Source organism: Lachnotalea glycerini, assembly GCF_003201285.1.
GTDB classification, from domain to species: domain Bacteria; phylum Bacillota; class Clostridia; order Lachnospirales; family Lachnospiraceae; genus Lachnotalea; species Lachnotalea glycerini.
Window position 1 is genome coordinate 115,393 of sequence record NZ_QICS01000008.1, and the last position, 26,361, is coordinate 141,753.

Annotated in this window: 45 protein-coding genes; 38 read left to right on the plus strand and 7 right to left on the minus strand. The window is 34.5% G+C overall.

The window, feature by feature from the left end; translation table 11 throughout:
* Positions 1–71: 71 nt before the first annotated feature.
* Both C8E03_RS14730 and C8E03_RS14735 read right to left on the minus strand, forming a co-directional pair.
* Complete coding sequence (locus tag C8E03_RS14730; protein WP_110291374.1) at positions 72–773, minus strand: ImmA/IrrE family metallo-endopeptidase; 702 nt, start codon at positions 771–773, stop codon at positions 72–74.
* 15 nt (positions 774–788) lie between these two features.
* The gene (locus tag C8E03_RS14735) at positions 789–1,373 is read right to left on the minus strand and encodes a helix-turn-helix domain-containing protein (RefSeq protein ID WP_110291375.1); all 585 of its coding nucleotides are present in this window, start codon (positions 1,371–1,373) and stop codon (positions 789–791) included.
* Between the two features lie 178 nt (positions 1,374–1,551).
* Between C8E03_RS14735 and C8E03_RS14740 the strand changes: the two genes are divergently transcribed.
* The 37 genes from C8E03_RS14740 (at position 1,552) to C8E03_RS14905 (ending at position 21,153) form a co-directional block, all read left to right on the plus strand.
* Complete coding sequence (locus C8E03_RS14740; protein WP_110291376.1) at positions 1,552–1,776, plus strand: DUF739 family protein; 225 nt, start codon at positions 1,552–1,554, stop codon at positions 1,774–1,776.
* Between the two features lie 18 nt (positions 1,777–1,794).
* On the plus strand, positions 1,795–2,577 hold the full coding sequence (locus C8E03_RS14745) for an antA/AntB antirepressor family protein (protein WP_110291377.1): 783 nt from the start codon (positions 1,795–1,797) through the stop codon (positions 2,575–2,577).
* 14 nt (positions 2,578–2,591) lie between these two features.
* Positions 2,592–2,774: a hypothetical protein gene (locus tag C8E03_RS14750; RefSeq protein ID WP_110291378.1), complete on the plus strand. Its 183-nt coding sequence runs from the start codon at positions 2,592–2,594 to the stop codon at positions 2,772–2,774.
* Between the two features lie 136 nt (positions 2,775–2,910).
* Positions 2,911–3,060 (plus strand): hypothetical protein, encoded by a 150-nt coding sequence (locus C8E03_RS22005; protein ID WP_170123009.1) that lies wholly within the window; start codon positions 2,911–2,913, stop codon positions 3,058–3,060.
* Positions 3,057–3,335 carry a hypothetical protein gene (locus C8E03_RS14755; protein WP_110291379.1) on the plus strand — a complete coding sequence of 93 codons (279 nt, stop codon included), beginning with the start codon at positions 3,057–3,059 and terminating at the stop codon, positions 3,333–3,335. The genes C8E03_RS22005 and C8E03_RS14755 overlap by 4 nt, the downstream gene beginning before the upstream one ends.
* Positions 3,268–3,663: a 3D domain-containing protein gene (locus C8E03_RS14760; RefSeq protein WP_110291380.1), complete on the plus strand. Its 396-nt coding sequence runs from the start codon at positions 3,268–3,270 to the stop codon at positions 3,661–3,663. Before C8E03_RS14755 ends, C8E03_RS14760 begins: the two co-directional genes overlap by 68 nt.
* A gap of 276 nt (positions 3,664–3,939) precedes the next feature.
* Positions 3,940–4,119, plus strand: a complete 180-nt coding sequence (locus tag C8E03_RS14770; protein ID WP_110291382.1) for a DUF6906 family protein — start codon at positions 3,940–3,942, stop codon at positions 4,117–4,119.
* Positions 4,120–4,123: 4 nt separating this feature from the next.
* Positions 4,124–4,291 carry a hypothetical protein gene (locus tag C8E03_RS22010; protein WP_170123010.1) on the plus strand — a complete coding sequence of 56 codons (168 nt, stop codon included), beginning with the start codon at positions 4,124–4,126 and terminating at the stop codon, positions 4,289–4,291.
* Positions 4,292–4,338: 47 nt separating this feature from the next.
* Positions 4,339–4,932: a single-stranded DNA-binding protein gene (locus C8E03_RS14775; RefSeq protein ID WP_110291383.1), complete on the plus strand. Its 594-nt coding sequence runs from the start codon at positions 4,339–4,341 to the stop codon at positions 4,930–4,932.
* Between the two features lie 13 nt (positions 4,933–4,945).
* Complete coding sequence (locus C8E03_RS14780) at positions 4,946–5,395, plus strand: sporulation initiation factor Spo0A C-terminal domain-containing protein (RefSeq protein WP_110291384.1); 450 nt, start codon at positions 4,946–4,948, stop codon at positions 5,393–5,395.
* Positions 5,385–7,328: an AAA family ATPase gene (locus C8E03_RS14785; protein WP_110291385.1), complete on the plus strand. Its 1,944-nt coding sequence runs from the start codon at positions 5,385–5,387 to the stop codon at positions 7,326–7,328. Before C8E03_RS14780 ends, C8E03_RS14785 begins: the two co-directional genes overlap by 11 nt.
* A gap of 1 nt (position 7,329) precedes the next feature.
* Positions 7,330–7,605: a hypothetical protein gene (locus C8E03_RS14790; protein ID WP_110291386.1), complete on the plus strand. Its 276-nt coding sequence runs from the start codon at positions 7,330–7,332 to the stop codon at positions 7,603–7,605.
* Entirely contained in the window at positions 7,606–7,809 is a 204-nt protein-coding gene (locus tag C8E03_RS14795; RefSeq protein WP_110291387.1) for a hypothetical protein, read from the plus strand.
* The gene (locus tag C8E03_RS14800) at positions 7,810–8,100 is read left to right on the plus strand and encodes a hypothetical protein (protein ID WP_110291388.1); all 291 of its coding nucleotides are present in this window, start codon (positions 7,810–7,812) and stop codon (positions 8,098–8,100) included.
* A gap of 13 nt (positions 8,101–8,113) precedes the next feature.
* On the plus strand, positions 8,114–8,362 hold the full coding sequence (locus C8E03_RS14805) for a hypothetical protein (protein ID WP_110291389.1): 249 nt from the start codon (positions 8,114–8,116) through the stop codon (positions 8,360–8,362).
* A complete protein-coding gene (locus C8E03_RS14810; RefSeq protein WP_110291390.1) occupies positions 8,363–8,590 on the plus strand; it encodes a hypothetical protein in 228 nt (75 codons plus the stop codon).
* Positions 8,583–8,918 (plus strand): hypothetical protein, encoded by a 336-nt coding sequence (locus C8E03_RS14815; RefSeq protein WP_110291391.1) that lies wholly within the window; start codon positions 8,583–8,585, stop codon positions 8,916–8,918. The genes C8E03_RS14810 and C8E03_RS14815 overlap by 8 nt, the downstream gene beginning before the upstream one ends.
* On the plus strand, positions 8,890–9,795 hold the full coding sequence (locus tag C8E03_RS14820; RefSeq protein ID WP_170123011.1) for a RecT family recombinase: 906 nt from the start codon (positions 8,890–8,892) through the stop codon (positions 9,793–9,795). The genes C8E03_RS14815 and C8E03_RS14820 overlap by 29 nt, the downstream gene beginning before the upstream one ends.
* A gap of 11 nt (positions 9,796–9,806) precedes the next feature.
* The gene (locus C8E03_RS14825; protein ID WP_110291393.1) at positions 9,807–10,076 is read left to right on the plus strand and encodes a hypothetical protein; all 270 of its coding nucleotides are present in this window, start codon (positions 9,807–9,809) and stop codon (positions 10,074–10,076) included.
* Complete coding sequence (locus C8E03_RS14830) at positions 10,073–10,261, plus strand: hypothetical protein (RefSeq protein ID WP_110291394.1); 189 nt, start codon at positions 10,073–10,075, stop codon at positions 10,259–10,261. The genes C8E03_RS14825 and C8E03_RS14830 overlap by 4 nt, the downstream gene beginning before the upstream one ends.
* 2 nt (positions 10,262–10,263) lie before the next feature.
* A complete protein-coding gene (locus C8E03_RS14835; RefSeq protein ID WP_110291395.1) occupies positions 10,264–10,587 on the plus strand; it encodes a hypothetical protein in 324 nt (107 codons plus the stop codon).
* Positions 10,588–10,758, plus strand: coding sequence for an MBL fold metallo-hydrolase (locus C8E03_RS22015; RefSeq protein ID WP_170123012.1), 171 nt, complete (start codon positions 10,588–10,590; stop codon positions 10,756–10,758).
* A gap of 30 nt (positions 10,759–10,788) precedes the next feature.
* On the plus strand, positions 10,789–11,319 hold the full coding sequence (locus C8E03_RS14840) for an MBL fold metallo-hydrolase (RefSeq protein ID WP_110291396.1): 531 nt from the start codon (positions 10,789–10,791) through the stop codon (positions 11,317–11,319).
* A 22-nt stretch (positions 11,320–11,341) separates the two neighbouring features.
* Positions 11,342–11,515, plus strand: coding sequence for a hypothetical protein (locus C8E03_RS22020; protein WP_170123013.1), 174 nt, complete (start codon positions 11,342–11,344; stop codon positions 11,513–11,515).
* 6 nt (positions 11,516–11,521) lie between these two features.
* On the plus strand, positions 11,522–11,656 hold the full coding sequence (locus C8E03_RS22615) for a hypothetical protein (RefSeq protein WP_278321189.1): 135 nt from the start codon (positions 11,522–11,524) through the stop codon (positions 11,654–11,656).
* Between the two features lie 101 nt (positions 11,657–11,757).
* Positions 11,758–12,180: a hypothetical protein gene (locus C8E03_RS14845; protein WP_110291397.1), complete on the plus strand. Its 423-nt coding sequence runs from the start codon at positions 11,758–11,760 to the stop codon at positions 12,178–12,180.
* Between the two features lie 19 nt (positions 12,181–12,199).
* Entirely contained in the window at positions 12,200–12,910 is a 711-nt protein-coding gene (locus tag C8E03_RS14850) for a hypothetical protein (RefSeq protein WP_110291398.1), read from the plus strand.
* A gap of 172 nt (positions 12,911–13,082) precedes the next feature.
* Complete coding sequence (locus C8E03_RS14855) at positions 13,083–13,259, plus strand: hypothetical protein (protein ID WP_110291399.1); 177 nt, start codon at positions 13,083–13,085, stop codon at positions 13,257–13,259.
* Positions 13,260–13,274: 15 nt separating this feature from the next.
* Positions 13,275–13,874: an ERCC4 domain-containing protein gene (locus tag C8E03_RS14860; RefSeq protein ID WP_110291400.1), complete on the plus strand. Its 600-nt coding sequence runs from the start codon at positions 13,275–13,277 to the stop codon at positions 13,872–13,874.
* Positions 13,867–14,220, plus strand: coding sequence for a hypothetical protein (locus C8E03_RS14865; protein ID WP_110291401.1), 354 nt, complete (start codon positions 13,867–13,869; stop codon positions 14,218–14,220). Before C8E03_RS14860 ends, C8E03_RS14865 begins: the two co-directional genes overlap by 8 nt.
* Positions 14,221–14,430: 210 nt before the next feature.
* Positions 14,431–14,850, plus strand: a complete 420-nt coding sequence (locus tag C8E03_RS14875) for a hypothetical protein (RefSeq protein ID WP_242993568.1) — start codon at positions 14,431–14,433, stop codon at positions 14,848–14,850.
* Between the two features lie 65 nt (positions 14,851–14,915).
* Positions 14,916–17,420 carry a DNA methyltransferase gene (locus tag C8E03_RS14880; protein WP_110291403.1) on the plus strand — a complete coding sequence of 835 codons (2,505 nt, stop codon included), beginning with the start codon at positions 14,916–14,918 and terminating at the stop codon, positions 17,418–17,420.
* Between the two features lie 2 nt (positions 17,421–17,422).
* Entirely contained in the window at positions 17,423–18,028 is a 606-nt protein-coding gene (locus C8E03_RS14885) for a hypothetical protein (protein WP_110291404.1), read from the plus strand.
* Between the two features lie 18 nt (positions 18,029–18,046).
* On the plus strand, positions 18,047–19,009 hold the full coding sequence (locus C8E03_RS14890) for a conserved phage C-terminal domain-containing protein (RefSeq protein WP_110291405.1): 963 nt from the start codon (positions 18,047–18,049) through the stop codon (positions 19,007–19,009).
* A 3-nt stretch (positions 19,010–19,012) separates the two neighbouring features.
* Complete coding sequence (locus C8E03_RS14895; RefSeq protein WP_110291406.1) at positions 19,013–20,386, plus strand: replicative DNA helicase; 1,374 nt, start codon at positions 19,013–19,015, stop codon at positions 20,384–20,386.
* Between the two features lie 4 nt (positions 20,387–20,390).
* Complete coding sequence (locus tag C8E03_RS14900; RefSeq protein ID WP_110291407.1) at positions 20,391–20,627, plus strand: hypothetical protein; 237 nt, start codon at positions 20,391–20,393, stop codon at positions 20,625–20,627.
* Complete coding sequence (locus C8E03_RS14905) at positions 20,620–21,153, plus strand: hypothetical protein (protein WP_110291408.1); 534 nt, start codon at positions 20,620–20,622, stop codon at positions 21,151–21,153. Before C8E03_RS14900 ends, C8E03_RS14905 begins: the two co-directional genes overlap by 8 nt.
* Positions 21,154–21,402: 249 nt before the next feature.
* Here the strand turns inward: C8E03_RS14905 and C8E03_RS14910 are convergent, their stop codons facing one another.
* Complete coding sequence (locus C8E03_RS14910) at positions 21,403–21,735, minus strand: SH3 domain-containing protein (protein WP_110291409.1); 333 nt, start codon at positions 21,733–21,735, stop codon at positions 21,403–21,405.
* Positions 21,736–21,994: 259 nt separating this feature from the next.
* Here C8E03_RS14910 and C8E03_RS14915 point away from each other — a divergent pair, with 259 nt between their 5' ends.
* Positions 21,995–22,756, plus strand: a complete 762-nt coding sequence (locus C8E03_RS14915; RefSeq protein ID WP_110291410.1) for a hypothetical protein — start codon at positions 21,995–21,997, stop codon at positions 22,754–22,756.
* Between the two features lie 227 nt (positions 22,757–22,983).
* Here C8E03_RS14915 and C8E03_RS14920 read toward each other — a convergent pair whose 3' ends face one another.
* The 4 genes from C8E03_RS14920 to istA all read right to left on the minus strand — a co-directional run bounded on the left by C8E03_RS14920 (position 22,984) and on the right by istA (position 26,239).
* Positions 22,984–23,412 carry a hypothetical protein gene (locus C8E03_RS14920; protein ID WP_110291411.1) on the minus strand — a complete coding sequence of 143 codons (429 nt, stop codon included), beginning with the start codon at positions 23,410–23,412 and terminating at the stop codon, positions 22,984–22,986.
* Between the two features lie 118 nt (positions 23,413–23,530).
* Positions 23,531–23,974 carry a hypothetical protein gene (locus C8E03_RS14925; RefSeq protein WP_146212332.1) on the minus strand — a complete coding sequence of 148 codons (444 nt, stop codon included), beginning with the start codon at positions 23,972–23,974 and terminating at the stop codon, positions 23,531–23,533.
* Positions 23,958–24,743, minus strand: a complete 786-nt coding sequence (gene istB / locus C8E03_RS14930) for an IS21-like element helper ATPase IstB (RefSeq protein WP_110291413.1) — start codon at positions 24,741–24,743, stop codon at positions 23,958–23,960. The genes C8E03_RS14925 and istB overlap by 17 nt, the downstream gene beginning before the upstream one ends.
* Positions 24,740–26,239 (minus strand): IS21 family transposase, encoded by a 1,500-nt coding sequence (istA, locus tag C8E03_RS14935; protein WP_170123014.1) that lies wholly within the window; start codon positions 26,237–26,239, stop codon positions 24,740–24,742. The genes istB and istA overlap by 4 nt, the downstream gene beginning before the upstream one ends.
* Positions 26,240–26,361 lie beyond the last annotated feature (122 nt).

Consider the following 26,361-nt stretch of genomic DNA (forward strand, 5'->3'; position numbering starts at 1 on the left):
CTTTCTCATAAGTTTTATTTATGCGATTATGCACATAGTTATATAATAGGAAAAATGTACCAATATGTCAATCACAATCCGCCATAAAGAAATCTTTTTTCTTCCCTTAGAAGAGAAGATTCTAAGGGGTCTTGATGATAATGCATACGTGGCTCATATAAAGAGTGGTGGGATTGACAGGAATCTTTATTGAAATTAATCAACTTTCTACCGCATAAAGTACATTCTTTCACAGTGTACACAAACTTTTTGTGTTCATCACTATAAAAGTGAGAATACATGGACTTATCAAATTCACTCATTTTGTGATATGTAACATATCTGTGCCAACGTCTATAGTCCTGAAAGGCATAGTCCGCGGCTTCATATGTTAAATAAAACAATTTTGATACATCATTGAGATTTTTACATCTTGCATAATGTATTGCCATGCGAGGAGCAAGAATATGGCTTGCAAAATAATCGGCTTCTTTTTCGTGTTGTTCGGTTCTAGGTGTACCGTGTCCTAAAACATGATGTCCTAATTCATGCATTAGTGAAAAGCGAACTCTTCCATAAGGCATATTATCATTATAAAAAACTGTATTTTTAAGTGTAAATGCATCATTAGATACAACAAAGCAACCCTGTTTCTTTTTAGAAGATTGCGAATTATATGATTTTGTTTTAAAGCCATACATCTTTAATAATTTAAAACAATCAATAGGAAAAGAATGAACATCACATTCTTTGAATACTTCTAAAATTGATGATTTAATTTTTAAATAATCCATATTAGTACCTTTATATTATTCTTCGTCATCATCCACTGAAAATAATAATGACACCAAATCGTAAGCTTGTTCACGTGTTATCTTTTTACCATTTCTAGCAACCAGAGACTTGATATCTTCCTCGGTTGGTTCGTATTTTTTCTTAGATTCTTTCTTTTCTTCCAATGATACGATATTCTGCTCTGTGTATTGAGGTATATAGGTTAAATCAGACACGCGATTTACAGCTTCTGCTTTGCCCTCCATATTAAGTTTATCAAATTCTTTTAAAAGATTTAATTCAATTTCAGAGTTCATATAAGTGGATAATCTTTTTAAAACATTATTATTTTTTTTGTGCATTTCTATTATTACAGGCGTTTTTGGTACTTCATATCCCATTAACCATGCTTCACTCACATTTAGTGCTAAAGATAAAATAGACAGCTTATCTTGGCCTGGCTCAACTCGACCAGATACATACTGGCTTAAATCGGATTTGCTAAGCTTAGTATTAAATTTTTCGCAAATAGGTTGAGCTAAATTAAGAATATCAATCTGTTTAAGATTTCTCTCTTCCATAATTTCTTTAAGTCTTTTTGCAGTATTTCCTACTTTCATGTTACCCCTTCGCTTTCATTTTATTATTTACTATATTAACACGTTTTGAATAAAAGTTCAATAGACAAAAACAAAAAGTTCAAAATAATTGAATTTTAGTATTGACAGTGAATTTTATTGATGATAATATGAAGATAGTTCAAACGCGTTGAACATTAAAAAGATAGGAGGAATAATCTTGTCGTACAATTATAATAAGTTAAGAGGAAAAATTGTAGAGAAATATGGCACGCAAGGTAAATTCGCGGCAGAGCTAGGAGTGTCAGAGCGAACGTTGTCTTTAAAGTTAAATGGAGCAATTTACTTTAAACAAGACGAGATCACAAAGGCATCTAATCTTCTAGGAATATCTGATAATGAGATAATGTTATATTTTTTTAATCAAGAAGTTCAATTAAATTGAACTTGAAAGGAGCAACATATGAATCAATTTGAATTAATTAACAAAAAAGGACTGACCCCTATTGAAATAACATTGCAGATTGATGAAAACGGAATGACTACGGCTAGGAAACTCTATGAATTTTTAGAATTAGCAAAAGGACAATTTTCAAGATGGTGCAATAGTAACATTTTAACAAATAGTTTTGCAGATGAAAATAAGGATTACATAGGGTTCGACATCAATGTCGAGGGCAACGATACCAAAGATTACAAGCTTACTGCTGATTTTGCTAAAAAACTTGCAATGGCTTCCAAATCAGAAAAAGGTGAGCAAGCAAGAAACTATTTCATTAAGGTAGAAAATAAATTGAAGGACCTCACAAAACCTCATTGTATAGAAGATGTCCTAATTGAATCACTTCAAGAAATGAAAGCTATGAAAGAGCAATTTGCAAAGCATGATAAAGAAATCACTTCGGTTAAAGACCGAGTTGAAAGTATTCGTGAAGTAGTTGCACTTGATACAACTTCTTGGAGAGAAGATACGAGTAATATTCTTAAAAAAATTGGACATAGTCTTGGCGGTGGTCAAATTTATAGCCAAGTGAGAGCAGAGAGTTATGAGTTGTTAGAAAAACGAATGGGTGTGAGCTTAGCAACAAGACTTACAAATAAACGTAGGAGAATGGCAGATGAAGGAATCTGTAAATCTAAGAGAGACAAGCTATCTTATGTTGATATCATTGCAGAAGATAAGAAGTTGATTGAGGGTTACATGGCTATTGTAAAAGAAATGGCTATTAGATATGGAGCAGCGTAGAAAGGAGTTTATTTATGCAATATCCAAAACCAATTATGAGTATAACAGAACTTACCACCCTTGGATTTAACAGAGAAACATTAAAACAATATACCTACATAAAAGGTTTCCCTGGAACAAAGACACCCGGAGGTGGAAAGTGGATAGTTGATACAGAAGAATTTGAAAAGTGGAGAAAGCAGAGGATGATTAAGTGAATTATTAGAGCAGATAACAATAACCACTTTAGGAGTAGCAGAAATGATGGAAACATAACATTACAAAATACTTGAAAAGTTAAAGAGCATCACATTAATGAATCTGAGGGCTAATCATTAATACAAGGGGGTATAAATGATGATGATAATTGGAACCTACGAAGAAATAGCAATAATAACACAAAATTGCTACGGAAATTGTAAGGAATCAAATTGTATTTTTAAAGATTTAGAAAAGTGTCCACTTGAAAATGAACATTTTGAAATAAAGGAGAACGAGCAATGACAGACAATACATCAAAACAAATAGATGGATTTGTAACAAGACAGAAAGCGTTGATTTTAACTGAAACCAACTTATCTAAAAGATGCTTACTCGTGGCTATGTGGCATGGATTTGTCACAGGTCTGAAGCTTACAAATGCAATTTCTAATTATGATTACGAAAATTTAGAACAGGTAATAAAAAATTTTGCAGAAAGGATTAATAAGGATGAAGAGAAAATTAATGGCAGTGTTTGCGGCGGTTCTTTTGCTTCCAAAACTGCAAATAGATGCTAAGCCAAAGATATTTTATGGTACGACAAATGAGTTTACAGTTTATGGCTATTGTGCATGTAAAAAGTGTTGTGACAAATCGGACAAGTTAACCTATACCGAAACAACAGCGTTACAGGATAGAACGATTGCAGTCGACCCAAGTGTGATTCCTTTAGGCTCAACAGTATTGATTTACTATGAGGATTCTTTGATTGGTATTTACCAAGCGGAGGATATTGGCGGTGATATAAAGGGAAATACGATTGATATGTACTTTGAAAATCATTCAGATGCTTTGGATTGGGGAATTAATGATTGTGATGTTGTGATTGTAGATGCAAAAGGGTAAACAACTAACACAGTCTGATTTGCAAAAAATATTAAATCGGGTCAAATTCAATCAAAAAGAAAAATTTCCGGTCGCATGTAAAATACATAACAGAGCAGAGTCTTACAAAGAAATTTGGATTGATTGCAGTAATAATGTAAAGCGGTCAATAACAATTTCCTCACATATTAGGGCGTGCAAAGAGTTCAACAACTATTTGAGCGAGCATGATGCGGTATGTGGTTTATATATAAGCGTAATAGGAGTACATAGGCTGCAGGTTAGATTCTGAAAGGAGTGATAAATATTAAACAGCCAAAGAAACTTACCAGGGAACAAAAAGAAATCGTTGCGAACAATAATTTAATTACCAAAGAGTGGATGTTTGCAGATGACTTGGGTTCTTATCTGAAAATCATTCACAAAAACACAGGTAAAATCAAATTAATTGATAAATATAAGAAGAAAGTAAGGTGATTAATTGAACGTAATGGACAAAGCAGAGCGTATCGCAAATGCAATAAGCTACAAAGTGCCTTTGACCTTTGACAAGTGGAGAGAGGTAAGAGATATTGTAATTTTGGAACTTGGAGAAATCAAAAAAGAAGAATCCCAAGGAACAGCCATTCCAAAGGATTCAAGCAACTAATAAACAATTTATAAAGTGATTATATCACCACAACGGAGGAAAAAGCAATGGAAATTAACAATTACATAGAAATTCAAGGCACGGTAGTATCAAATTTTGAGTTCAGTCATGAGGTTTTTGGAGAGAAATTCTATACATTTATGCTCTCAACAAAGAGAAATAGTGATATCGAAGACGTATTACCTGCAATGGTATCTGAAAGATTACTTGACGTAAAAGTAGACCTTACTGACACAAAAATAGCTTTTATTGGGCAAGTTCGAACTTACAATCAGTATAAAGAGGGTAAATCAAGGCTTTTGGTATCTATATTTATGCTTGATATTATCGATTTGAGAGAGAAAGACTTTAACAATGTTGAGGTTACCGGTTATATTTGTAAGCTACCTGTATACAGAAAGACACCATTAGGACGAGAGATAGCAGATTTGTTACTTGCGGTTAACAGACCTTATAAAAAGACTGACTATATTCCATGTATTACGTGGGGCAGAAACGCAAGATACTCAGAGGGTTTAGTCGTTGGAGATTGTATAAAGATTATAGGCCGACTACAGAGCAGGGAATATGCAAAAAATGAAGAAGTAAAGGTAGCTTATGAATTATCTGTATCTAAGCTAACAGAAGCAAAACAGGATTAAGGAGGTGTTTGAAATGGACATTGGAGAAAAAACAAAACAAATTCTTTTAAAAATTGGCTTTAATCCTGCCACAAAAGGATTTAGATATATCTGTGATGCGATTGCTTTATTAGATGAAGCGGACGGCAATGGAAAGACAATAGGTTTATACAATGCAATAGCTAAAAAGAACAATGATACTTATTCAAGGGTCGAAAGAGCAATCAAGCACGCTTTTGATAGTGTAATCGAAAAAGGCAGTAATTTGAATATGGTAAATAAGTATTTAACAACTGTATATACAAGTAATTCAGCTTTGCTTCATACACTCTGGATTAATATTCAAGAAGAGATTAAAGAGGAACAATCCGGATTAAATCATAATACTGATCGATGCGAAACAGAAACAATAACAATTAACAAACAAGTGCTTAAGTCTGTAATAAATATGTTAGAAAAGGAGCTAGAAAACTATGGTAATTAAATTAAAGAAACTTACAATGCAGAATTTTAAGTGTTATGAGAACTTCACAATAAATTTTTCTGACACAGTAACAAAAATCAGTGGCAAGAATGAAGAGGGAAAAACTACCATTGAAGATGCAGTAAATTGGGTTCTTTTCAACAAGCTTGCAGACGGTACCAAGGCGGATAAAATCAGACCGCATGATGAAAACGGCGTTGATATTGATTTTGTTGAAATTCTTATTGAACTGGATATGGAAGTGGATAAAAGACCTCTGAATATTATTAAAACTCAAAATCAAGATTGGGTTACGAGAAGAGGCGAAACAGAGAAGTACTTTAAGGGAAATACCAATGGCTACATTGTAAATGGTACTCCAAAGAGTGAAACAGAGTTCAAGAAGTTCTTTTCAGAAATTATTGACGAGGAACTTTTCAAATTCACTACCAACGCAAATGCTTTTTTGAAGTTGAAAACAGAAGATAGACGAAAGAAGTTATTTGAGTTGATTTCAGACAAAACAGATGCTGATGTTATTAATCCTAAGTTTGAAGAATTAAGAGAGTTGTTTGAATCAAAAAGTATTGATGATCTGATAAGTGAAAGTAATTTCGCCCTAAGGGGTAATGGAAAAACCAACAAAGGTTACAAGGGCGAAATTGATGATATCCCAACCGAAATCAACGCTATTAGCAAGCTAAAAGTGAGTGTTGATGTATCTGACTTGGAATTACAGAAAAACGCCTTAAAAGAACAAATTGCAGAAATTGAAAAACAGGAAGAGGATAACGAAAAGGCTTTTGAAGAGTTTAGCAAGTTTTCTGATGATATTATGCAATTGAAATTTAAGCAAAGTGATATTGAAAGAGCGGCATATGAAGAATTAAACAGTCAGAAGAGAGAAATTCAAAAGAAAATTGATGAAGCTGACCGAGGATTTAAAGATACTTTTTCAAGACACAGTAACATTGAAATGGATATCAAGAGATTACAGGATAATATTGAGCGTAAAGATGCAGAACGTAAACAATTAGGTGTTGAATACAAGGAATTTCAAAGTAAAGTTTTTGATGAAAATACACTGATTTGCTCCATGTGTGGACAGGAATTTCCCGAAGAAAAATCGGCAGGGTATAGAGAGGATTTCGAGACTAAAAAGAGTAATGGACTTGCTTTGATGTATGAAAGAGGAATGAAATTAAAGGCTGAAATTGAAAAGCATAAAGAAGAACTTGCTACATATGAGAAACAGTTAGAATCACTTAAAGAAGAAAAAATAAAGTTCAATGCTGAAAAGGGAAAGGCAATGGAAGAACTCGCAAAACTTCCACAACAAGCTGACCTGTCAACAAATCAAGAATACGAAGCCTTGACTGCTGAAATTGCAAAAAAAGAAGAATCTTTGAAATCAATGAATAGCGGTGCTGATTATCGCAAGCAGTTAAAAGTCAAAAAGGATGAATTGAAAGAGGAACTAGATTCCGTAAATACTCAAATATCCAAAGCCGATAATTCCAAAATCGAGGAAGAGATTGAAAGATACAAGGCTCGTCACAAAGAGGTTGTCCAGTTGGCTGCTAACGAAGAAAAGAAGTTGATGCTTTATGAAGATTTCAAAAAGGCAAAGATTGATTTGCTAACTGATGAGGTAAACAAGCACTTCTCAATTATTAAATGGAGATTGTTTGAAAAGAATATCCAAGCAGAGGGATATAAAAATATTTGTGAACCTACATATAAAGGTACTTTGTACGGAAATGGATTAAATGCAGGTCACAAAATCCTTATTGAAATGGATATTATCAATACACTGCAGAAGATTAATAATGTGTCAGTACCAGTGTTCCTTGATAATGCAGAGAGATTAAGCACAGAGAATATTCCTAGCATGGATAGCCAGTTAATTGTTTTGAAAGTATCTGATGATAAATTGAAAGTGGAGGGCGAATAGTATGAATACTCATTCAACTGACAATAGAACATTGAGAACTCATGAATCAAAGCATCAATATGTTTTGCTTGCTGAAAGAAACGGCATTTACAAATATGTTGGAAAGACTTATTGGAGTTGTCATGATTTAAACTTAACTGTAAAAATTACTACTGCAAAAAAATGGAATTCTATTAAATCAGTTGAGAACTTTGTTGAAAAGTATTGCAGTGGATACAAAACAAAAATTAAAGAGATTAAAGTTACCTATGATTTAGTGGAAAGTGAGGATCAGTAAATGTTAGATGCAAGAATCGGTGATATTGTTATCATGAATAATAAATACTATGTTCCCAAAGAAAAGCAGGGCAAGGAATTTGAGGTTGTCAGCGAGCCTTGGAATTTATGCGGAACTATGGTTGTGAAACTAGAAGGAGTTCGAGGTGGTTATGCCATGGACGGATTGGATTTGATTTGTAGAAGTGAAAGTGAGGGAAAATAGATGGCACAGACAACAGTTTATACTTGCGATATTTGCAAGCAATCAAAGAGTAATGATGATTTATTAAAAATCAAAGTAACAGCAGGTACTTATCGCGGAGTTAGAATTGCAGGATTTACAGGAGCTACGACATTGGAAGTTGATATCTGCAAAGAGTGCTTAAAGAAGAAAGGCTTTGTTGTGGAATCAAAGAAAGAAGAGGAAGAGCAAGACGCAAAGAAGAACCAGAAAACCCTTGAAGATAAGCTATACGATATTTTAGAAGATATGGGCGTGGCGTTCCAAGAGTAGGGGGAGGTTAATTATGAAAATGTCAGACTATCACAAAGCGAAATCGGTAGTAGAAAAGCTAGATGAATTGAAGCAACTTAGAGATTCATTCAGTGAACCCTGCGAGGGATATTATACAATTTGTTTTACATTCGCTGGTCAAGATACAAAGATAACAAATGATTCAATAGGCGAAGCTGGTATTCGCAATTCTATTAATAATATGAAACAAATAATAGATGCAAAAATCAAAGAGTTAGAAAAAGAATTGGAGGAAATCTAAATGCAAATTATCAAAGTAAAGTATTTAAAAGGAGAAGTGCCGAACGGCAAGGACTACACGTTTTACTCTAATGAGTTGGTTAAGCCTGGTGACTTAGTACAAATCAATTCAAGTGCCAAAGGTGTAGTAACCGAAGTTGATGTGCCAGAGAGTGAGATTGAAGCTTTTAAAGATAGAGTAAAGACCATCACAGGTAAGGTTGTAGAAAAGGAGCAAACAGATGAGTGATTATGAAAAAGATTTACTTTCCAAAATTGACAGTGGAGATAGATTGTCGGAACGAGAATTGAAAATGCTGGCTCTTGAATTTGATATTGAGCGTATTGAGGGAGGTAACCGCAGATGGCAAAGAGAAGTTCGTTCAATATGTCAGTTAGGTGAAAGGACGTTTGCTGTTGACTGGCAGGAGGGATTAACAGAGTGCCAAGAAAATGAGTTTTGGGAACAACCAATTGAAGTTGTTAAAATTGAGCGCGAAAAGACAATTAATGTAATTGAATGGATTAAGAAAGTCGAGGTAGATGAAAATGGCAAATCAATTAACAGTAACAAATAAAACAATCGAACAGCTAACTGTTCAGCTAGAAGAAAAAGAAAAGAAAGGCTTAAAATTTCCAACAAACTATAGTGTCCAGAACGCCATGAATTCGGCTTACTTAATGCTTAAAGAAGCAGAGGACAAGAATCATAATCCTTTATTGGAAGTGTGTACACAGGAAAGTGTAATTCAATCACTTATGCAGATGGCTACACAAGGTTTAAACCCAGTAAAAAAACAGTGCTATTTTGTGGCTTATGGAAAGAAATGTACCTTAGTTCCATCATATTTCGGAACATTGGCAATGCTCAATCGTGTTAAGAGCCTAAAACGTCAACCAGTAGCAAATGTAGTAAGACAAGGTGATATATTTGAATATGGATATGACTTGGAAAATGACGGAGAAATGGTAATTTATAAGCATGAAACAAAGCTTGAGAATCTTAATAATCCAATAATTGCAGCATATGCAATAATTTCAACGGACAAAGAAAAAGTTGTTGAGATTATGTCTAAAAATGAAATTGAAAGTGCTTGGGCGCAGGGGCAGTCATGGAAATCTGCTAAAAAGAACGGATATGAATCAGCAACTCATAAGAACTTTCCGGAAGAAATGGCAAAGAAAACAGTTCTTAATCGTGCTTCAAAACGTCTTATTAATGCCACCGATGATAGTTCAATTATGGGTGACGATTTCTTGCAATCATTCAATGAAACTAGCGATAATGACAAATTAGATATTGTTGCTGAAAATGTTGCTGTTGAGATTGAGGAAAAAGCCAACGCCGAAGTATTTCAAGAAGCAGAAGCGGAAGAACCAGTGCAGGAGCAGGAAGTTGTTGAAACCGAAGTGATTCAGGAATCAGGAGATATCGAACCAGATTTCATGAAATAGGAGTTGTTTAAATGAAAATTAATATATCAATGGAGTTGCCTATAAAGGCAATTCCTATAGATAAGCATTATGATTTAGAGTTAAAAGAATACGATGTTACAGATATTCGAATGGGGCAATCACATACCAGTATTTTCCTTGATGGCCAAAGCAACATTTTTAATTCAGTGCATTTCAGATTTGAACTACACGGAAAACCAATTGATATTTATAGCAGTGGTGCTTTTAATTCTTATCGAAGATTTTATTTGCCGTTTATATGTTATGGGGAAGAGAAATGAAAAAAGGTGGACTACTAGAACGTTTCACAAAGAAACAAGACGGTGTATGTGCCACATGTGCAAATTTAATTGATATTGATTCAGAGCTTGCCTATGGCTGTGAAGCACACGACAAATTTATATTAAAGGCATTTCCACCGTACCACACGGAGCGTATTAAGTGCAAGGATTGGAAAGAGAGGTAAATATGGAAGAGATTAAAGCATATAAACCTAAGTGTTGCAGTAAAGCATATATGACTAAAAGTGGTGCAAGGAAACATAAAAAGAAGTGTTTTAAAAATCCAGACAATAAAGCCTGCCTTACATGCAAATATTTTATAAAAGATTATAATACTGTCTATGTTCCACCGAGAGGAGATAGTAATTACGGTGATGATGATTACGAAGAACCTTATTATTTCTGCGATTTTGACGGTAAAACACTTATGTCTGTCCATATTAAACCAATGAAACTGGAAAAACATTATCAATCAGAATGCGAACATTGGGAATTGAAAGAGGGTGATTAAATGTTTTTGAGGGTAATAAATAGCGGTAGTAGTGGCAATGGCTATATTCTGCAAGATGATAAAGAAGCCTTGATAATTGAAGCAGGTTGTAAGTTATTAGATATTAAAAAAGCCTTGGATTTCAACATATCAAAAGTTGTTGGCTGTCTAGTTTCTCACGAACATGGTTAAGGTGACCATGCCAAGTACATAACAGATTATATGAAAGTTGGTATCGAAGTTTACACAAGTGATGAAACACAAGAGCATCTTGAAATTACAACTGGTGAATATGCAAGGTCTATGATGCCTAATAAGGCTTATAAGATTGGAAATTTCATTATTCAGCCTTTTGAATTAATACATGATGTTCCTTGCCTTGGCTTCTATATTAGACATTATGAAATAGGCAAATTGTTATTCATAACTGATACGGAGTATGTGCCACAAAATTTTAGTAGCCTTAAATCGAACCATATTCTAGTTGAAGTTAACTATGATAAAGATTTGATGTGTAATGAGGATTTTAAAAGAAATCATGTTCTGACAGGTCATATGTGCATTGATACCACTTGTGAGTTCCTTATGAAGAATGATAATCCAAACTTGATGAATGTTGTGTTATTACATTTATCAGATTCAAATTCCGATTCGGAGAAATTTCTTCAAAAGACAAAAGAGATAGTTCGCTGTGATTGCTATATTGCAGATAAGGGACTGGAAGTAAATTTAAACTTAATACCGTTTATGTGAAAGGTGATGAGAATATATAACATTGAAAGAAAAAATTGCAGAGGAATACACTGAAAGTGTTTCAGAAGAGTTTGAAGGTGGAGTTGATATGTGCCCAGGTTGTTATTTTGAATTAGATGGACATTATGAGAAAGACGAATGCGATACTGGAAGTGAAGATTGCACTAAATGTTGGAATCAAGAATATAAGGAGTGATGATTTATGGAATGTTGTGGAAATTGTTTTTATCATACCATAGTTGATGGCGAATGGACTTGTGATAATGATGAAGCAGAGGATTTTGGATTAGAAACAGATTACAACCATACATGTTGTGATTTTGAAGAGAGAAAGTAGCACTTGTCCGCAATGACGCTAAACTACGAATTAGTTTTTAACGGCCGTTGAAATATATGTAACTAGAAAACCAGTATTTTTATAGAGAGGAATACGATCATATGATGCAAGTTAAATTAGAAGAGTTAGTTGATGGAGCATTACAGGAAAATGCAAGTAAGGCAATTGAGGAAGTGGTTAAGAACATGCAGGATCCGAACACTCCATGGAAGAACAAAAGAGAGGTTACAATCAAGCTGAAATTTACCCAAAATGAAGAAAGAAACGATTCAAACTGCGAGATTTCAGTTGATAAAAAACTTGCACCTGTTAAGCCAATTGAAACACGTTTTGCTATTGGAAAAGACCTTAAAACAGGTCAAGTTTATGCAGAAGAGTATGGCAGACAAATAAGAGGTCAAATGTCCATAGAAGATGTTCAGGCAGCAGCCAAAGAGGTTGTCATTGATGGCAAAGAAGTAGATACCGAAACAGGTGAGATTAAAAATGAAACTGTAGTTGATTTTAAGGCAAAACAAGCCTAAGAAAATGGAGGAAAAGAAGATGATTAAAGAAGCACTAAAATATGTAGTTGGATTAAGTGTGCCGGTTGTACAAGAAATTAAAGGACAGCAGTATTCTGATAAGCAACTTCACAGAATCAATCACAACCCACAGGCATCCTCTATACAGATGGGAACATTAACAAGTTTTGTTGACTATATTAGAGCCAACATTGACAGCATGAGCGATAAAATGATTGTTCATGTAGAAAGTCCAACTAAAGTGTCTTTGTATTCCCAATTGGACGCTGAACGTGAAAGAGAATACCTTGTAAACGTAGTTGCAAGAGTGCCAGAGTTTCGTTTTAACCAGTTCATTGACCATGAAGAATTTTTGATTAATCTTCAATCTAAATTCATTGATTCAGGTGATAGAGGATTGGTTCTTAAATTCGCTGGAACTGTTGAAGATAAAAGCGTGGCAGAGTATGGGGACGATGGAGTTACGCAAAAAGCTACAGTTAAAAATGGAATTGCAAGTAAAACAGAAGCTATTATTCCTAACCCAGTTAATCTTGCTCCATACAGAACTTTCTTAGAAGTAGCACAACCTCTTTCGGATTTCGTATTCAGAATGAAATCAGAGCGCGGAATCCAATGTGCAATTTTTGAAGCTGATGGCGGTGCATGGAAGAATGAAGCAATGCAGAATATCAAAAATTATTTGAGAGACGAGTTAGAGGATTTGGATCAGTTCACAGTAATATCCTAGTTGTTTAGGCATGAGCCTATACATAACAAAATAACCGTCTTGTAGTTGGCAGTATCAGACCGGTTGTTCATGTTTGGATAATATATCACGAAATATTTAAGCCATAATGAAACTAAATGTGGGGAGTTGGTCGCTCCCCGGTAAAAAATATATTTTGTAAGGGAGAATAACAATGGCAACAAGACAGGAATTGCATGAAGAGTATAAAATCGTCAGACTTATGAATCCAAAAACAGCTAATGAGCAGTTGACAGAAGCGCAAGAAATAGTATATAGAGGATTTTTAGAAGCAACACAATCTATGTCTAAAAATTTTGACAAATTAAATGATGATAGTGCGGATTTGTAAAAAGGGGGAATAACAGTGACATTACTTGAAGATATAGGAAACAAAGAAAATCAGCACAGAACTAAAAACCGATACTGGCAGAGTCAAGGAATTGAAGTTATTCGAGCTCCTTTACCAGTTGGTGATTATATACTTGCAAATGAGAAAGTAAATGATGTTATGAATCGTAAAGCAGGCAGGGGAATAGACATCAAAAAGATGGATTTTGTTGGTACATATTCCATAGCTGTGGATACAAAAAAAGATATCGAGGAAGTGGTTGGCAATATTTGTGGTAAGGCACACGCAAGGTTCCGTGATGAATGTATTCTTGCACAAAATAATGGAATTAAACTTTATGTGTTAGTAGAAAATTTAGACGGCGTGACTTGCATCAATAATTTGTATGAATGGAATAATCCACGCTTACATAATTACAACAAGATTGCTTACATGCATAGCATTGGGAAGTGGTTAAGTAGAAAACTTCCAAAGGCAAAGCCAACAAGTGGCATTACACTGGCAAAATCAATGGGGACTATGCAGCATAAGTATGGCGTAGAATTTATATTTTGTAAGCCGCATGAAGCAGGAAAAAAAGTACTTGATCTGTTAGGTGGTGAAATAAATGAGTAGAAATTTTGATGTGATTGCAGTTGATTTTGACGGAACGCTATGCGTAAGTGAATGGCCCGAGATTGGAGAACCGAACAAAGACCTTATCAGGCATTTAAAATTTAGAAAATTACAAGGTGACAAATTAATCCTCTGGACTTGCAGATGCGAGGAAAGGCTCACAGAAGCGGTTGAATGGTGCAAAGAACAAGGTCTTGAATTTGATGCAGTTAATGAGAATTTACCGGAACTAATTGCTTTATTTGGTGGTAATCCTCGTAAGATATGTGCTGATATTTACATAGATGATAAAAATTCGAAGGTACAACATTTATACAAGGTTCCGTTCCTAGGTAATGAGGAATGATAAGGGTTGAATGGTTTGTTATGTTCATATTAGTTGTAGCTAGCAGAGAGATATATGGAATCTATTCAAGGAAACCTAGTAATTACGAATCTGGATATAGTGATGCAGTTAGCGATTTTATAGCAACATGGAACAAATCTATTGATTTACACAAAAATGATGATTCAAAACGGTTGGTGATGATTCGTAGATTTTTACAAGAAAAAAAAGATGAAAGGTAAGGTGCAAATGGATATAAAGAATTTTGCAAAGATGATTGACGGTAAAGAATATGGTTATCCAATGTTTAGCAAAAAAGAATTACAAATTGCAAAAGATAATGGTTTTGTAATTGTGAGTGGTGCGTCTGATGACTTGATGGAGTTTGAGGGTACAATTCAAGATGAACAAGGTTGCTACGATGGGGGAATGATATATTTCGACCGTCAGGGCGCGTTTGGTAGTGATGGTTATGCCACAAACAGAATTGAAGCTTTATGGTGTGATGATAAGGAATCTAAAGATGATTCAGGAAACATCATTACTTGGACTTACAAAACTGACATTCCGCATGAAACATTTATGGTTTATGAAGATGGAGAACCTTATTGCAGGGGTATTGTATTTAGTATTGCTGATTTGAAAGAGTAATTAATTTTAGAAAGGAAAAGCATAATCCTAGGTAAAAGAGTGCGCACTCGTGTAGACGTACACGAATGAATTATAAAGAGTTTTTGTACAGCAAGGTAGAACTTGTTTTCGATAGCGGATTTGACATTGATGTGTCGAAGATTAATAAAGCCTTAAAGCCACATCAAAAAGATGCAGTTGCGTGGGCAATTAAAGGCGGCAAGCGAGCCTTATTTGAATCATTTGGACTTGGAAAAACTATACAAGAAATAGAATTTTGCTATCAGGTCATTAAACACGAGGGTGGAAATGCACTAATCGTTTTACCACTTGGAGTTAAGCAAGAATTTACAAGAGATGCAGTTGGGGTACTTGGGTACGATATGCCTTTATATGTGAGAAACATGCAAGAGGTAGAATCTGCAAATACAGATATCATGATTACGAATTATGAAAGAGTACGTGATGGAGATATCCGGCCAGAATATTTCACAGCAACTTCTTTGGATGAAGCCAGTGTTTTAAGGAGTTTCGGAAGTAAGACTTATCAAACTTTCTTGGATAAATTTAAAGGTGTTAAATATAAATTAGTTGCTACGGCCACACCGTCACCGAACCGATACAAGGAGCTAATCCACTATGCCGGATATTTAGAGGTTATGGACACCGGACAGGCATTAACAAGATTTTTTCAAAGAGATTCTACAAAAGCAAATAATTTAACTTTATATCCAAATCAGGAAGATGAATTTTGGTTATGGGTAAGTAGTTGGGCGTTATTTGTAACGAAACCTTCAGACTTGAATCAGAAGTATTCAGATGCAGGTTATGATTTACCACCATTACAGGTTAATTGGCATGAGATACCAGTTGAGTACGGCAACTCAACAGATAAGTATGGACAAGTTCAGTTGTTTCAAGAAGCAGCAGCAGGATTAAAAGATGCAGCAGCAGTTAAGAGGGAAAGTATTGATATTAGAATTGCTAAATTGAAAGAAATTGTTGAGCAAAGCAATGGAGATAGTTTTATTCTTTGGCATGACCTCGAAGCGGAACGTCTGGCCATAAAGAAAGCCATTCCAGAAACCGTTGATATATTCGGCTCACAGGATTATGAAATCAGGGAAAAAAGAGTTATTGATTTTTCAGAGGGAAGAACTAGACTGTTTGCAACTAAGAAAGAATTATCAGGATCCGGATGCAATTTTCAAAAACATTGCCACAGAGCAATATTCGTTGGTATTGATTACGAATTTAATGATTTTATTCAGGCAATACATAGGATTTACCGATTCTTGCAAACTGAAAAAGTAATCATAGATATTATCTATATGGAGAATGAAGAGAATATAAAAAATGTTTTGCTAGAAAAATGGAAAAATCATAACCACATGGTGCAAAAGATGATAGAAATTGTAAAGCAATATGGTCTAAATTCTCCAAATAAAGTAGAAAGATTAAAGAGAAAGATGGGTGTAGAAACAGTGAAAGTACAAGGACAATATTACACGGCCGTACTGGATGATTGTGTGGAGGAAACTAAAAGAATGCAAGAAAACAGTATTGACCTTATTCATACATCAATTCCATTCGGAAATCATTATGAATATTCCGCAAATTATAATGACTTTGGCCATAATCAAAATACGGAGAAATTCTTTGAACAAATGAATTTTCTTACACCGCAACTTCTTAGAATTTTAAGGCCGGGAAGAGTTGCAGCTATTCATGTTAAGGACCGTGTATTATTTGGAAATGCTACCGGTACCGGAATGCCAACAATTGAACCTTTTCATTCCGATTGTATCAGGCATTATATGAAACATGGATTTATGTACTTTGGAATGATTACGATTCTTACTGATGTTGTAAGAGAAAATAATCAAACGTACCGCCTTGGATGGTCTGAACAGTGCAAAGATGGTTCCAAAATGGGGGTTGGTTGCCCTGAATATATATTACTTTTCAGAAAGCTTCCTACGGACCGTTCAAATGCATATGCGGATGAACCGGTATCAAAAACCAAGGAAGATTACACAAGGGCACAATGGCAGATAGATGCTCATGGATACTGGAGAAGCAGTGGTGATAGGTTGATAAGTAAAGAAGAAATTGAAAATATTCCTGTAGACAAATTACAGAGTGTTTACAGAATCTATTCAAGGGAAAGTATTTACAACTATCAGGAGCATGTTGAACTTGCTAAAAAGCTAGATAAAAATGGGAAATTACCAGCAACGTTCATGGTTGTTGCTCCTGGTTCATGGAATACATTAGAGGTTTGGGACGATATTAACCGAATGAAAACCTTGAATACACAGCAGAGCCGCAGACGACAACAAATGCATGTATGCCCTTTGCAGATTGATATAGTTGAGAGAATTATTAACAGATATTCCAATGAGGGCGATTTGGTATTAGACCCTTTTGGTGGACTTATGACGGTACCTATGACAGCAGTTAAAATGAAGCGTAGAGGGTATGGGATTGAGTTAAACGAGGATTATTTCAGAGATGGTGTTGGGTACCTGCAGTCTGCGGAAAATGAAATAAGCGTACCTACATTATTTGATTTTATGGGAGGTGCTTAAGCATGAAACCAATTTTATTCAATACAGAAATGGTAAAAGCAATTCTGGAAGATAGAAAGACAGTTACAAGAAGAGTTGTAAAACCGCAACCAAGCACTAAACATCAATATCCACTAGGGTTTGTAACTGATTCAACGGACAATAAAAATATCGGAAATTTTGGTTGGGGTTTAGATGAATATGGCGGAGTTATAAGCTATGCAAAACCACCATGTCATACAGGAGATATTCTTTATGTAAGAGAAACGTGGCAATGCTTAAATCCTTACAGTGACAAAGAATATGTTTATAAGGCAAGTTGTGATTCGGATTATGCAAGTGACATTGGCAAATGGCTTCCAAGTATTCATATGCCAGCAGAAGCGGCAAGAATCTTTTTGAAAGTAACAAATGCTAGAGTTGAACGGTTGCAGGATATGAAAAATGAAGACTGCTTGAAAGAGGGAATTAATTCTTGCGTTTGTATGAACCTAAACCATGCACTAACTAAATTCAAATTATTATGGGATTCCACAATCAAAAAAGAGCAGGCAGAACAATATTCTTGGATGGCTAATCCTTGGGTTTGGGTTATAGAATTTGAAAGAGTTGAAAAGCAAAATATATAAGCAAGTAGGTGAATCAAATTGGCTGACGGAAGCTATATAAGATTACATAGAAAAATGACTGAATGGGAGTGGTACAGTGACATAAATACAAAGGTTTTGTTTTTGCATTTGCTTCTAAAGGCAAATTGGAAAGCTAAAGAGTGGCAGGGAATGACAGTGGATAGAGGACAGTTTATTTCTTCTTATTCAAAGTTATCCGAGGAAACAGCACTGACAACAGGAGAGATTAGAACAGCATTGAACCATTTGAAAAAGACAGGCGAGGTTACACACAAGCAATTCAATAAATTTGGCTTATTTACAGTACTTAACTACGATAAATATCAGTACAACGACAGTCAAGAGAACAGTCAGCTTACAGTCAGTCAACAGTCTAATGACATGCTATTAGCAACAACTAATAAAGAAAAGAATGATATAAATAAAAAGAAAGAAAAAAATAATACATTATGTGCGGAAGTGGTTGCTTACTTGAATGATAAGACTGGTAAAAATTTCAGAGCTTCCACTGCAGAAACCCAGCGACATATTTGTGCTAGGATTGAAGATGGCTATACACTGGAAGATTTTAAGAGAGTTATTGATGTTAAGTGTAAGCAGTGGCTTAACACGGAAAGAGAAATCTATTTAAGACCAAAAACATTGTTCATTCCTAGTAATTTTGACAGCTACCTAAATGACTTTGTAAATAAAACTTATGATGAAAATTCGAACTGTTTTAAGCTGGCTAAGTGTTTTGAAAACTTCATACAAAAACTGGATAGTAAATTTGAATATGAAAATATTAACCTTGTTTGTACCAGCTTTGAGCAACTTACAATAAACGGCAGAACACCAAAGGAAATATATGCTGTTATGGCAACAATGTTTAAAAGCAATAATAAATACATGATTAAGAAATACAGTGATTATCAATTGTTCTGCAAGGATTTTGAAAAAATAGGTAGAGATTTGATAATTGACAACAAAGGTGGTGCGTAAAGTGTGGCAGATCTAATCGAAACGCAAATGAATGTGATAGGCTCCTTGTTTATTGATATTGACTATAGCATTAAGAAAGTATATACAAGGCTAAAGCCTGAACACTTTACACATACAAAGCTTAAAAAAGTTTATGCAACCGTTCAGGAACTGTATACTTTGGGAAAGCCTATTGATGTACAATCAGTTGCCAATCATGCAAGAACAAAAGACATAACAGAGTTAGAACTAAGCGAAATACTTAGAAAATGTGTATTGTCAACTCCTACAACAGTAAATATTGAGTATCATGCAAATGAACTAATTGACAATTATAAATCAAGATTACTACGAAATATTGTATCAGATGCAAGTGTAGCGGATGAACGAAATGTGAATGAGGTCATTGGAGAAACAATCAATAAATTATCTGAATTGGCAGCAGACAGGAAAACAACATCTAAAACCCTGAAAGAGATATACGAGGAAAACAAGCACAAATATTTCAATGAAAATTACGATCCTGAATATTTAAACCTTGGGTTTGATGATATTGATAGAATGCTTAGTGGAATTGAAGATACTGACCTTGTATGTATTGCTGCTAGACCTAGTATAGGAAAATCGGCTTTTGTTACGCAAATAGCCTATAGCAAGGCAAAACAGGGCAGAAAAACAATGTTTTATAACCTAGAAATGAATGATAAACAGGTTATTGACAGAATACTATGTTCGGAAACAAAGATACCATTTGACAGAATAAGGCACGCTAAGAAATTTATGAGTGACGAAGAATTGCGATTTCGAGATGCAGAAAGTAAATTTCTTAATTGCGAGAATCTAATTATTGATGATTGCGGAACCAAAACGGTAAGAGAAATTAGAAACGAGTGCAAATACATTGATAACCTAGGGTTAATAATAATTGATTACCTGCAATTACTTAAACCTGATAAGGGCAGAAATGGAAACAAGGTACAGGAAATTGGTGATATAAGTAGAGGTTTAAAAGCAATGGCAATGGAGTTGAAAGTACCAGTAATAGCTTTATCTCAAATGAGTAGAAGTATTGAGGGTAGACCAGATAAAGAACCAGTATTGGCAGATTTACGAGAAAGTGGAGATATTGAGCAAGATTGTAATTCTGTAATTTTCCTTTATGAAGCTTTTGACGGTGGCAACAATCTAATTAAAGATTTGAGAAACGTTAAAGTTGCAAAAAGCCGACAAGGTGAAACAGGTAAAACTAAGATTGGATTCATGGGAAAATTAATGACTTTCTATTCCTTGGACAAGACAAACATACAGAAAAGTATTGAAGCAGTTGAGAAATCAAGTGAGTCACGAGATGGATTTATGGTACTTGATAGTAATACAAGATTACCATGGGAGGAGTGATAATATGGCATCTGTTACAAGTAAAGATATTCCAGAGATTTTTAATATGTTTGGTGACGTATTCACTCTTCTAAAAAAGTATTACATGCCGGAGTCAAATGATGAATTTTGGGAGCAATTAAAAGCCGAAGTTGATGTGATTTATAGCAAATATAAAACACAATTATGCAAAGATATTTTACTTGCTATAGCAAATGACATAGACAGGAGATACAAAGAAAGGATCAAACAAGATGGCTAAAGGTGATAAAGAGTTTCAGTGGCGAATGGAAGGAATGTTATTTGCTTTGAAAATAGCAAAACAAGATGGAGTTGAAGCCTTAGAAAATGATATTCGAAGTAGAAATATTTTAAAGGCTCCAATGAGATTTAGTCCTGAGGAATTAGAAAGCTTTTACAAGTTAATGAGCGGCAGGATTTATAACAATATTTTAACTATTGCGTATGCAGTACTTCATGATACATTTGGATTCCGAAAAGAACGGTTGAAGCGATTTAAAAAGGTATTTGATGAAAAGACAATGTGTATTGCAGATTTAACGAGATTTGGTAATCATTATGTGACCTTTACAGACTACGCTAGAGAAGCAAACGAAAAGTATAATTTAGGAATTGATATTGATCTTGTTAGTGCTACACAGGATATAAATGATGAAACAATGGGTAAGAGAGCGAAGATTGATGCAATTGGGGAATTGTTCAAGGAACAAGGTTATTCGGATGCGGCAGAGTTCTTGCGTACATATGAGTTTACTAAGTTAAATTAGGCTTTAGCAATTATAGAAAGTAGAAGAGCTCCTATAGTGTAAAGTAGGCTTTAAGGAAGTAAAATAATGAAAGTTATTTATGATATAATAGAAAAAGGCATAAAGGAAACTCTAAGCCGGATGTTTACTTGTTTTATGACAAAGATAGAGAAAAGGCAATAGACTATAGCAAAAGTGAGTATTAAAAATAAAAGGACTTTCATTATCGAAAGTCCAATTAAAAATTTATAACTATTTTATTAGTTTTAATTATGCACCATAAGTAAGAAGATAGTCTCCATGTACCCAACCTGAGCCATATTTAGAAGTAAGATGATACCAACTTCCACTTTTTTCATAAGTTTCAATATAATCATATTTTTTTAAGCTTCCTGTTGTTTGGTAATTTGTGCCAGGTCCACTACGAATGTTTAATGATGAAGCTGTTACTATCCATTTAGATACACTAGTTGAACTTGTTTTAGATACAGATGCTTGTTTTTTCGTTGTAGATAATGTTGCTGCATTAACAGTCAATGGCAATGAGCTTGTCAAAATCATAGCACAAAGAAGTAGTGAAGTAATAAGTTTTTTTGTTTTCATAATTAATAACCCCTTTCAAAATTAAAATCACTAGCTAGTAATTTCAATATAACATATTAATTACACTATGTCCATCTATATATTCGACAATACTGATAGAGGTTTTCAGGCTTAAGCGTTTTAAAAGGTTAAAAAGAAAAAATAGTCAACAAATTACTCTGAGGAAGAAATATTTTAAACTAAAGCACATTGATAATTGAATATTGATAGTTGAACTAAGATGAAGTATAATATACGCATAGTGTGGAGGAGGGTAAATATGTGCAGAACTAAAGAAGAAGTAAAAAAGAAGTGGGATATAATAATAAAAAATGAAATTTATGAAGAATATAAAAGATTTTGCAATAATGATAATTTACCAGATTTTGAAACGGAATATTCAGAGGTCAATGGAAGTGCTGGTTATGCTATGAGTGTAAACCCAATACTAAGACCCCCGATTATTTTACATATTAATACTGATTTCATGATCCAAAAACCCGAATTAATTAAACAATCATTATTTCATGAATTTACACACATATATGATTGGATAGAACTACAAAAAGTTGTAATGTTAATGAACAATAAAATTATATTCTATAGGGTGTATACAGAATTTCATGCAAAGCAAGTTGAGTTAGCATGTGCTTTAGGGTTTGAAAATATAGATAAGTATAAAGAGTTTAAATCATCTACTCAAATTCCTTATTATGGAAGTGTATTGAAGCTAAATGAAAATCTTAGTACGGAAGCTGAAAATTATAGGGATCGCTTTATAGAAGAACCCAACAAAACAAATTTAGATGATTTCATTCTTACGACTTTTTATTATTTAGGGACGGCAAGTTTTTGTAAAAAATATTGTAGCATAGATTATTTGTGGAGTACGGAATTTTTAGAAGAATTCGAAAATGATTTTATTGATATTGCTATGGATTTGACAAAATTTGAGAATACTAAAGATGAAATTAACTGCATTGCTGAAAAAGTAATAAAACTTAAAGATATTTTAAAACTGAAATATAAAAGCGTAGATTAGTATTTATACAATATCAACTATCAATATTCGTATTGGTAGTTTTTTTGTACATAAAATAGAAATATTAAACAAAGAAAGGAGACGAGCTCCTGCAGGGCAAAGACATGTGTTGATTGTCAAGGAAATCTGAACACTTTTTTCTATTTTTTACAGATAGAAATGAACAGTTTTAATTTCCCTGTTTCTTTATATTTTTTTGTTTTTTCACAGTTAGAATTGAACACTTTTTAATAGAGTTCCAGTTGATATCCCGCTGATTTTAATGCTGTTTTATTAATTCTCCAGATTCTGTCCACAGAATTTGCTTGGATGAATCTTGCGTATTCCATAAAACGTTCTTTTACTAATTCCTGAACATAGGAATCGAATTTTGATTCAATCTGAACTGTTGGTCTGCAGTCCACATCTTTATCAATACTATTTTTGCGTGATTCTATACATAATTCATCAAGTGCCAGAAATGGCATCTCTACTTTTTTACAAAATAAATCTCTTTTTGAATCATACGCATAGGATTCGGTTGCTTTCAACCGGCGTAACACATAGTATGCATCCTTTACCCCATAAGTTGCGTGGATTGTCTCAATAGCAGCGGCTTTTCCCTGTGTATTGTAGATTTCTATTACTTTTGAATCCTCTACCTTTAATCGTGCCAATTTTTTTCTTCTCCTTTACATGTGATATCTATCATATAAACGCCATGGGCGATACTTTCATGTTGAATCATCTGGCACTAAGATCAGTAGAAAAACCAGTGCCAGATTTTTTATTATCCTATAAAACTACACTTGTTTCATCCGTTCCTTCTTTCAGACGGTGAAGCATTTGATTGTGTTCCTTCGATTCCATTGGATCCTGTCCGTTGTACATCCGCTTTAGATAGGATTGATAACTTTTATTATCGTAATAACGACGCGCAAGGTTATCATAAATATCACTTTTCAGATTTTGCGCATCTATAGGTGGCAAATGTCTCAGCAATGCCTGACGCCATCTGACCATTTCTTCTTCAAGCCCAAGAATATCTTGAACCAGAGAATCAATTAAGAGATAACTCTTTATTAAATCCTGGCAATTATTACAACTACAATCCATCAGGCTGTAATCTGGTTCAGGCTTATTTCTTATTTCTAACATCTCCGGATCATTCCCTGGAAATGGAAGTTCTTCCAATATGTTTTCAGCTAAAATGCTGTCATTTTTATGATTCATTCGCATGCTCCTTTTTCATTATGTAATCATTTCCTTTGACACGGAAACTGTCACCAGTTATATTTATAACATGGTAGTGATGCATCAATCTGTCCAGAATGGCAGTTGCTGCCAGCTGTCCGGTAAATACTTCGTCCCACCTTCCCAGTGGAAGATTGGTCGTGATAATGAGGGAGCATTTTTCGTATCGTTGGCGGATAATCTGAAAAAATATGCTCTCTCTTTCTCTGTCCATTTTTAGATAAGATAATTCATCTATAATCAGCAATTCGATTTTTGAAAGTTTCTTTAATTCTTGTTTTAAATTCCCCTTACACATGGAATCATTAAGGTCATCCATCAGTTCCTTGGCATTACAGAAAAGGACTTTTTTCCCTGCACGGCAGGCATTTACACCGATTCCGGTGGCAATCATGCTTTTTCCAACCCCAGGGGGACCAATAATAATAATGTTTTCTGCATGATTCATAAAAGAGAGCGTGCCAAGATCTTTAATGTACTGATAATTCAACGAGGCATTAAAATCGAATGCAATCTCATCCAGTGTCTTAACGTAATCAAAACCAGCCTTTATGATCAATCGATCCGATAATCGGTCCTTACGCCCCTGTACTTCATTTGATAGAAGCCGGTGCATAAAACTCAGATAGCCTTCTTTGGCTGAAACGGCTTCGGAAATGATGTCCTCATAATTCTCTCGAATGTCCACAAGCTTTAGTTTCCGGCAAATTTCTTCAATTTCAGTCTTTGATACTTGTTTCGTATTGTTACTCATAAGTTTATTGTCTCCTGTGCTGTTTCATAGTAGCTGCAGTCTCTGGTGAGACCTGCATCGGACTGCTTCTTTAGCTCCTGTTGTAATGGGGATGTTTTTTTGTGTAGCAGTTCATATCCTTGTTCCTTTACCATTTTCTTAAATTCCCTGATTTCCAGCTTATTTTGCTTGATAGCATGTAAAAGCAGGATATCCAGATCTTCAAAGTTGAAGGTATCGCACATCTGAAGAATTTTTCTGGCATGGTGGGATGGCTGCTGCGTAACTTTTGCAAGTTCCTCAAGATAACGTTGTCCATTTTGAAAACGTTCTGTGAATTCACGCTTTATCTGTGGAATAGATTTTGTAACTATCCGGATATCAGTAAAATGTTCATCCTGGGTCTTTGTCTGATATTTATCATCCTGCACCCACAATGTCTGTATGAAATCTTTTTCCATGGAATACACCTGAATTCGAAATCCGTAAATAATCCGAAATTGCACTTTCATCCCTGCATACTTTACAGGCAGACTGTACTTATTTGTATGAATACTTATGTAGCTGTCAGGGCTGACAACTCTTTTGTCAAGGTTCGTATCCAGATATAATCGGTGTGAAGGCAGTGGCAGCAATGCTGCCTTCTCTTCCTGCTCGTAATGAAGATTAGGTACTCTCTTCGTTGTTCCATGAACTTCATTACACCATTTATTCATAAAATCTTTTGCTTCACGATTTAATTGCTCCATGTCTGTGAAGCGGTTTCCTTTTACAAACTGTTCTTCGATGTATTGGTAAGGCTTCTCTATTTTTCCCTTGGTACGGGGCCAATAGCAGTTACATGCGTTTAGTTCAGTTCCAAGGTGTTTCGCAACCAACAGTGCTTTGGGATTATACGTAATTTCATCCTCAGTTTTGGGATCATTCTCAATAACCAGAGACTTTGGATTGTCAATCAACAGCTCCAGTGTAACGCCACCAAGATCCTCAAACAATTCCTGTATTGCTTCATAAATAGCATCTGCATCAGATTTTAATGAAAATACAATAGCTTTTTTTCTTGATGCTGCGAAAATCATGGTAAAGCAATAGACTTCTCTTTTCCTTGTCCCAATCCACATCTCATATGGAGACCAGTCAAACTGTGCCTGATCTCCGACAGGTGTTTCAATACGCATGGTTGCTTTACGATTACCAGAATAGCTTGTTTCTGAAATACGATTCAAGAACGTATAAACGGGTGTAATGCTACCTTTATAGCCAAGTTTTTTCAGTTCCCTAAAAATCCTGGTTCCATTGAAATCGTAATCCGGATTAAATCTCCATTCTATAATCTGTTCTGCATAGAAATCCACCTTACAGAGATAAACAATTCTTGAATATATAGGTTCTTCATCCATAGTTAGGAGCTTATAAACTGTAGTCCTTGACATTCCTAATTCTTTTGCAATCACAGCTACTTTCTTATTCTTCTTGCGTAGCTTTTGCACCGCAGCCCAATCCTGCAAATCTTTCACTTCCTTTTTCACCACCTTTCGTTTTTGACATACGAAAGAATGGTACATGATGTAATGGAAGTGTTCAATTCTATCTGTAAAAGTTTTATTCAAATCAGTAATTTACGATTCTCCGAACCGCT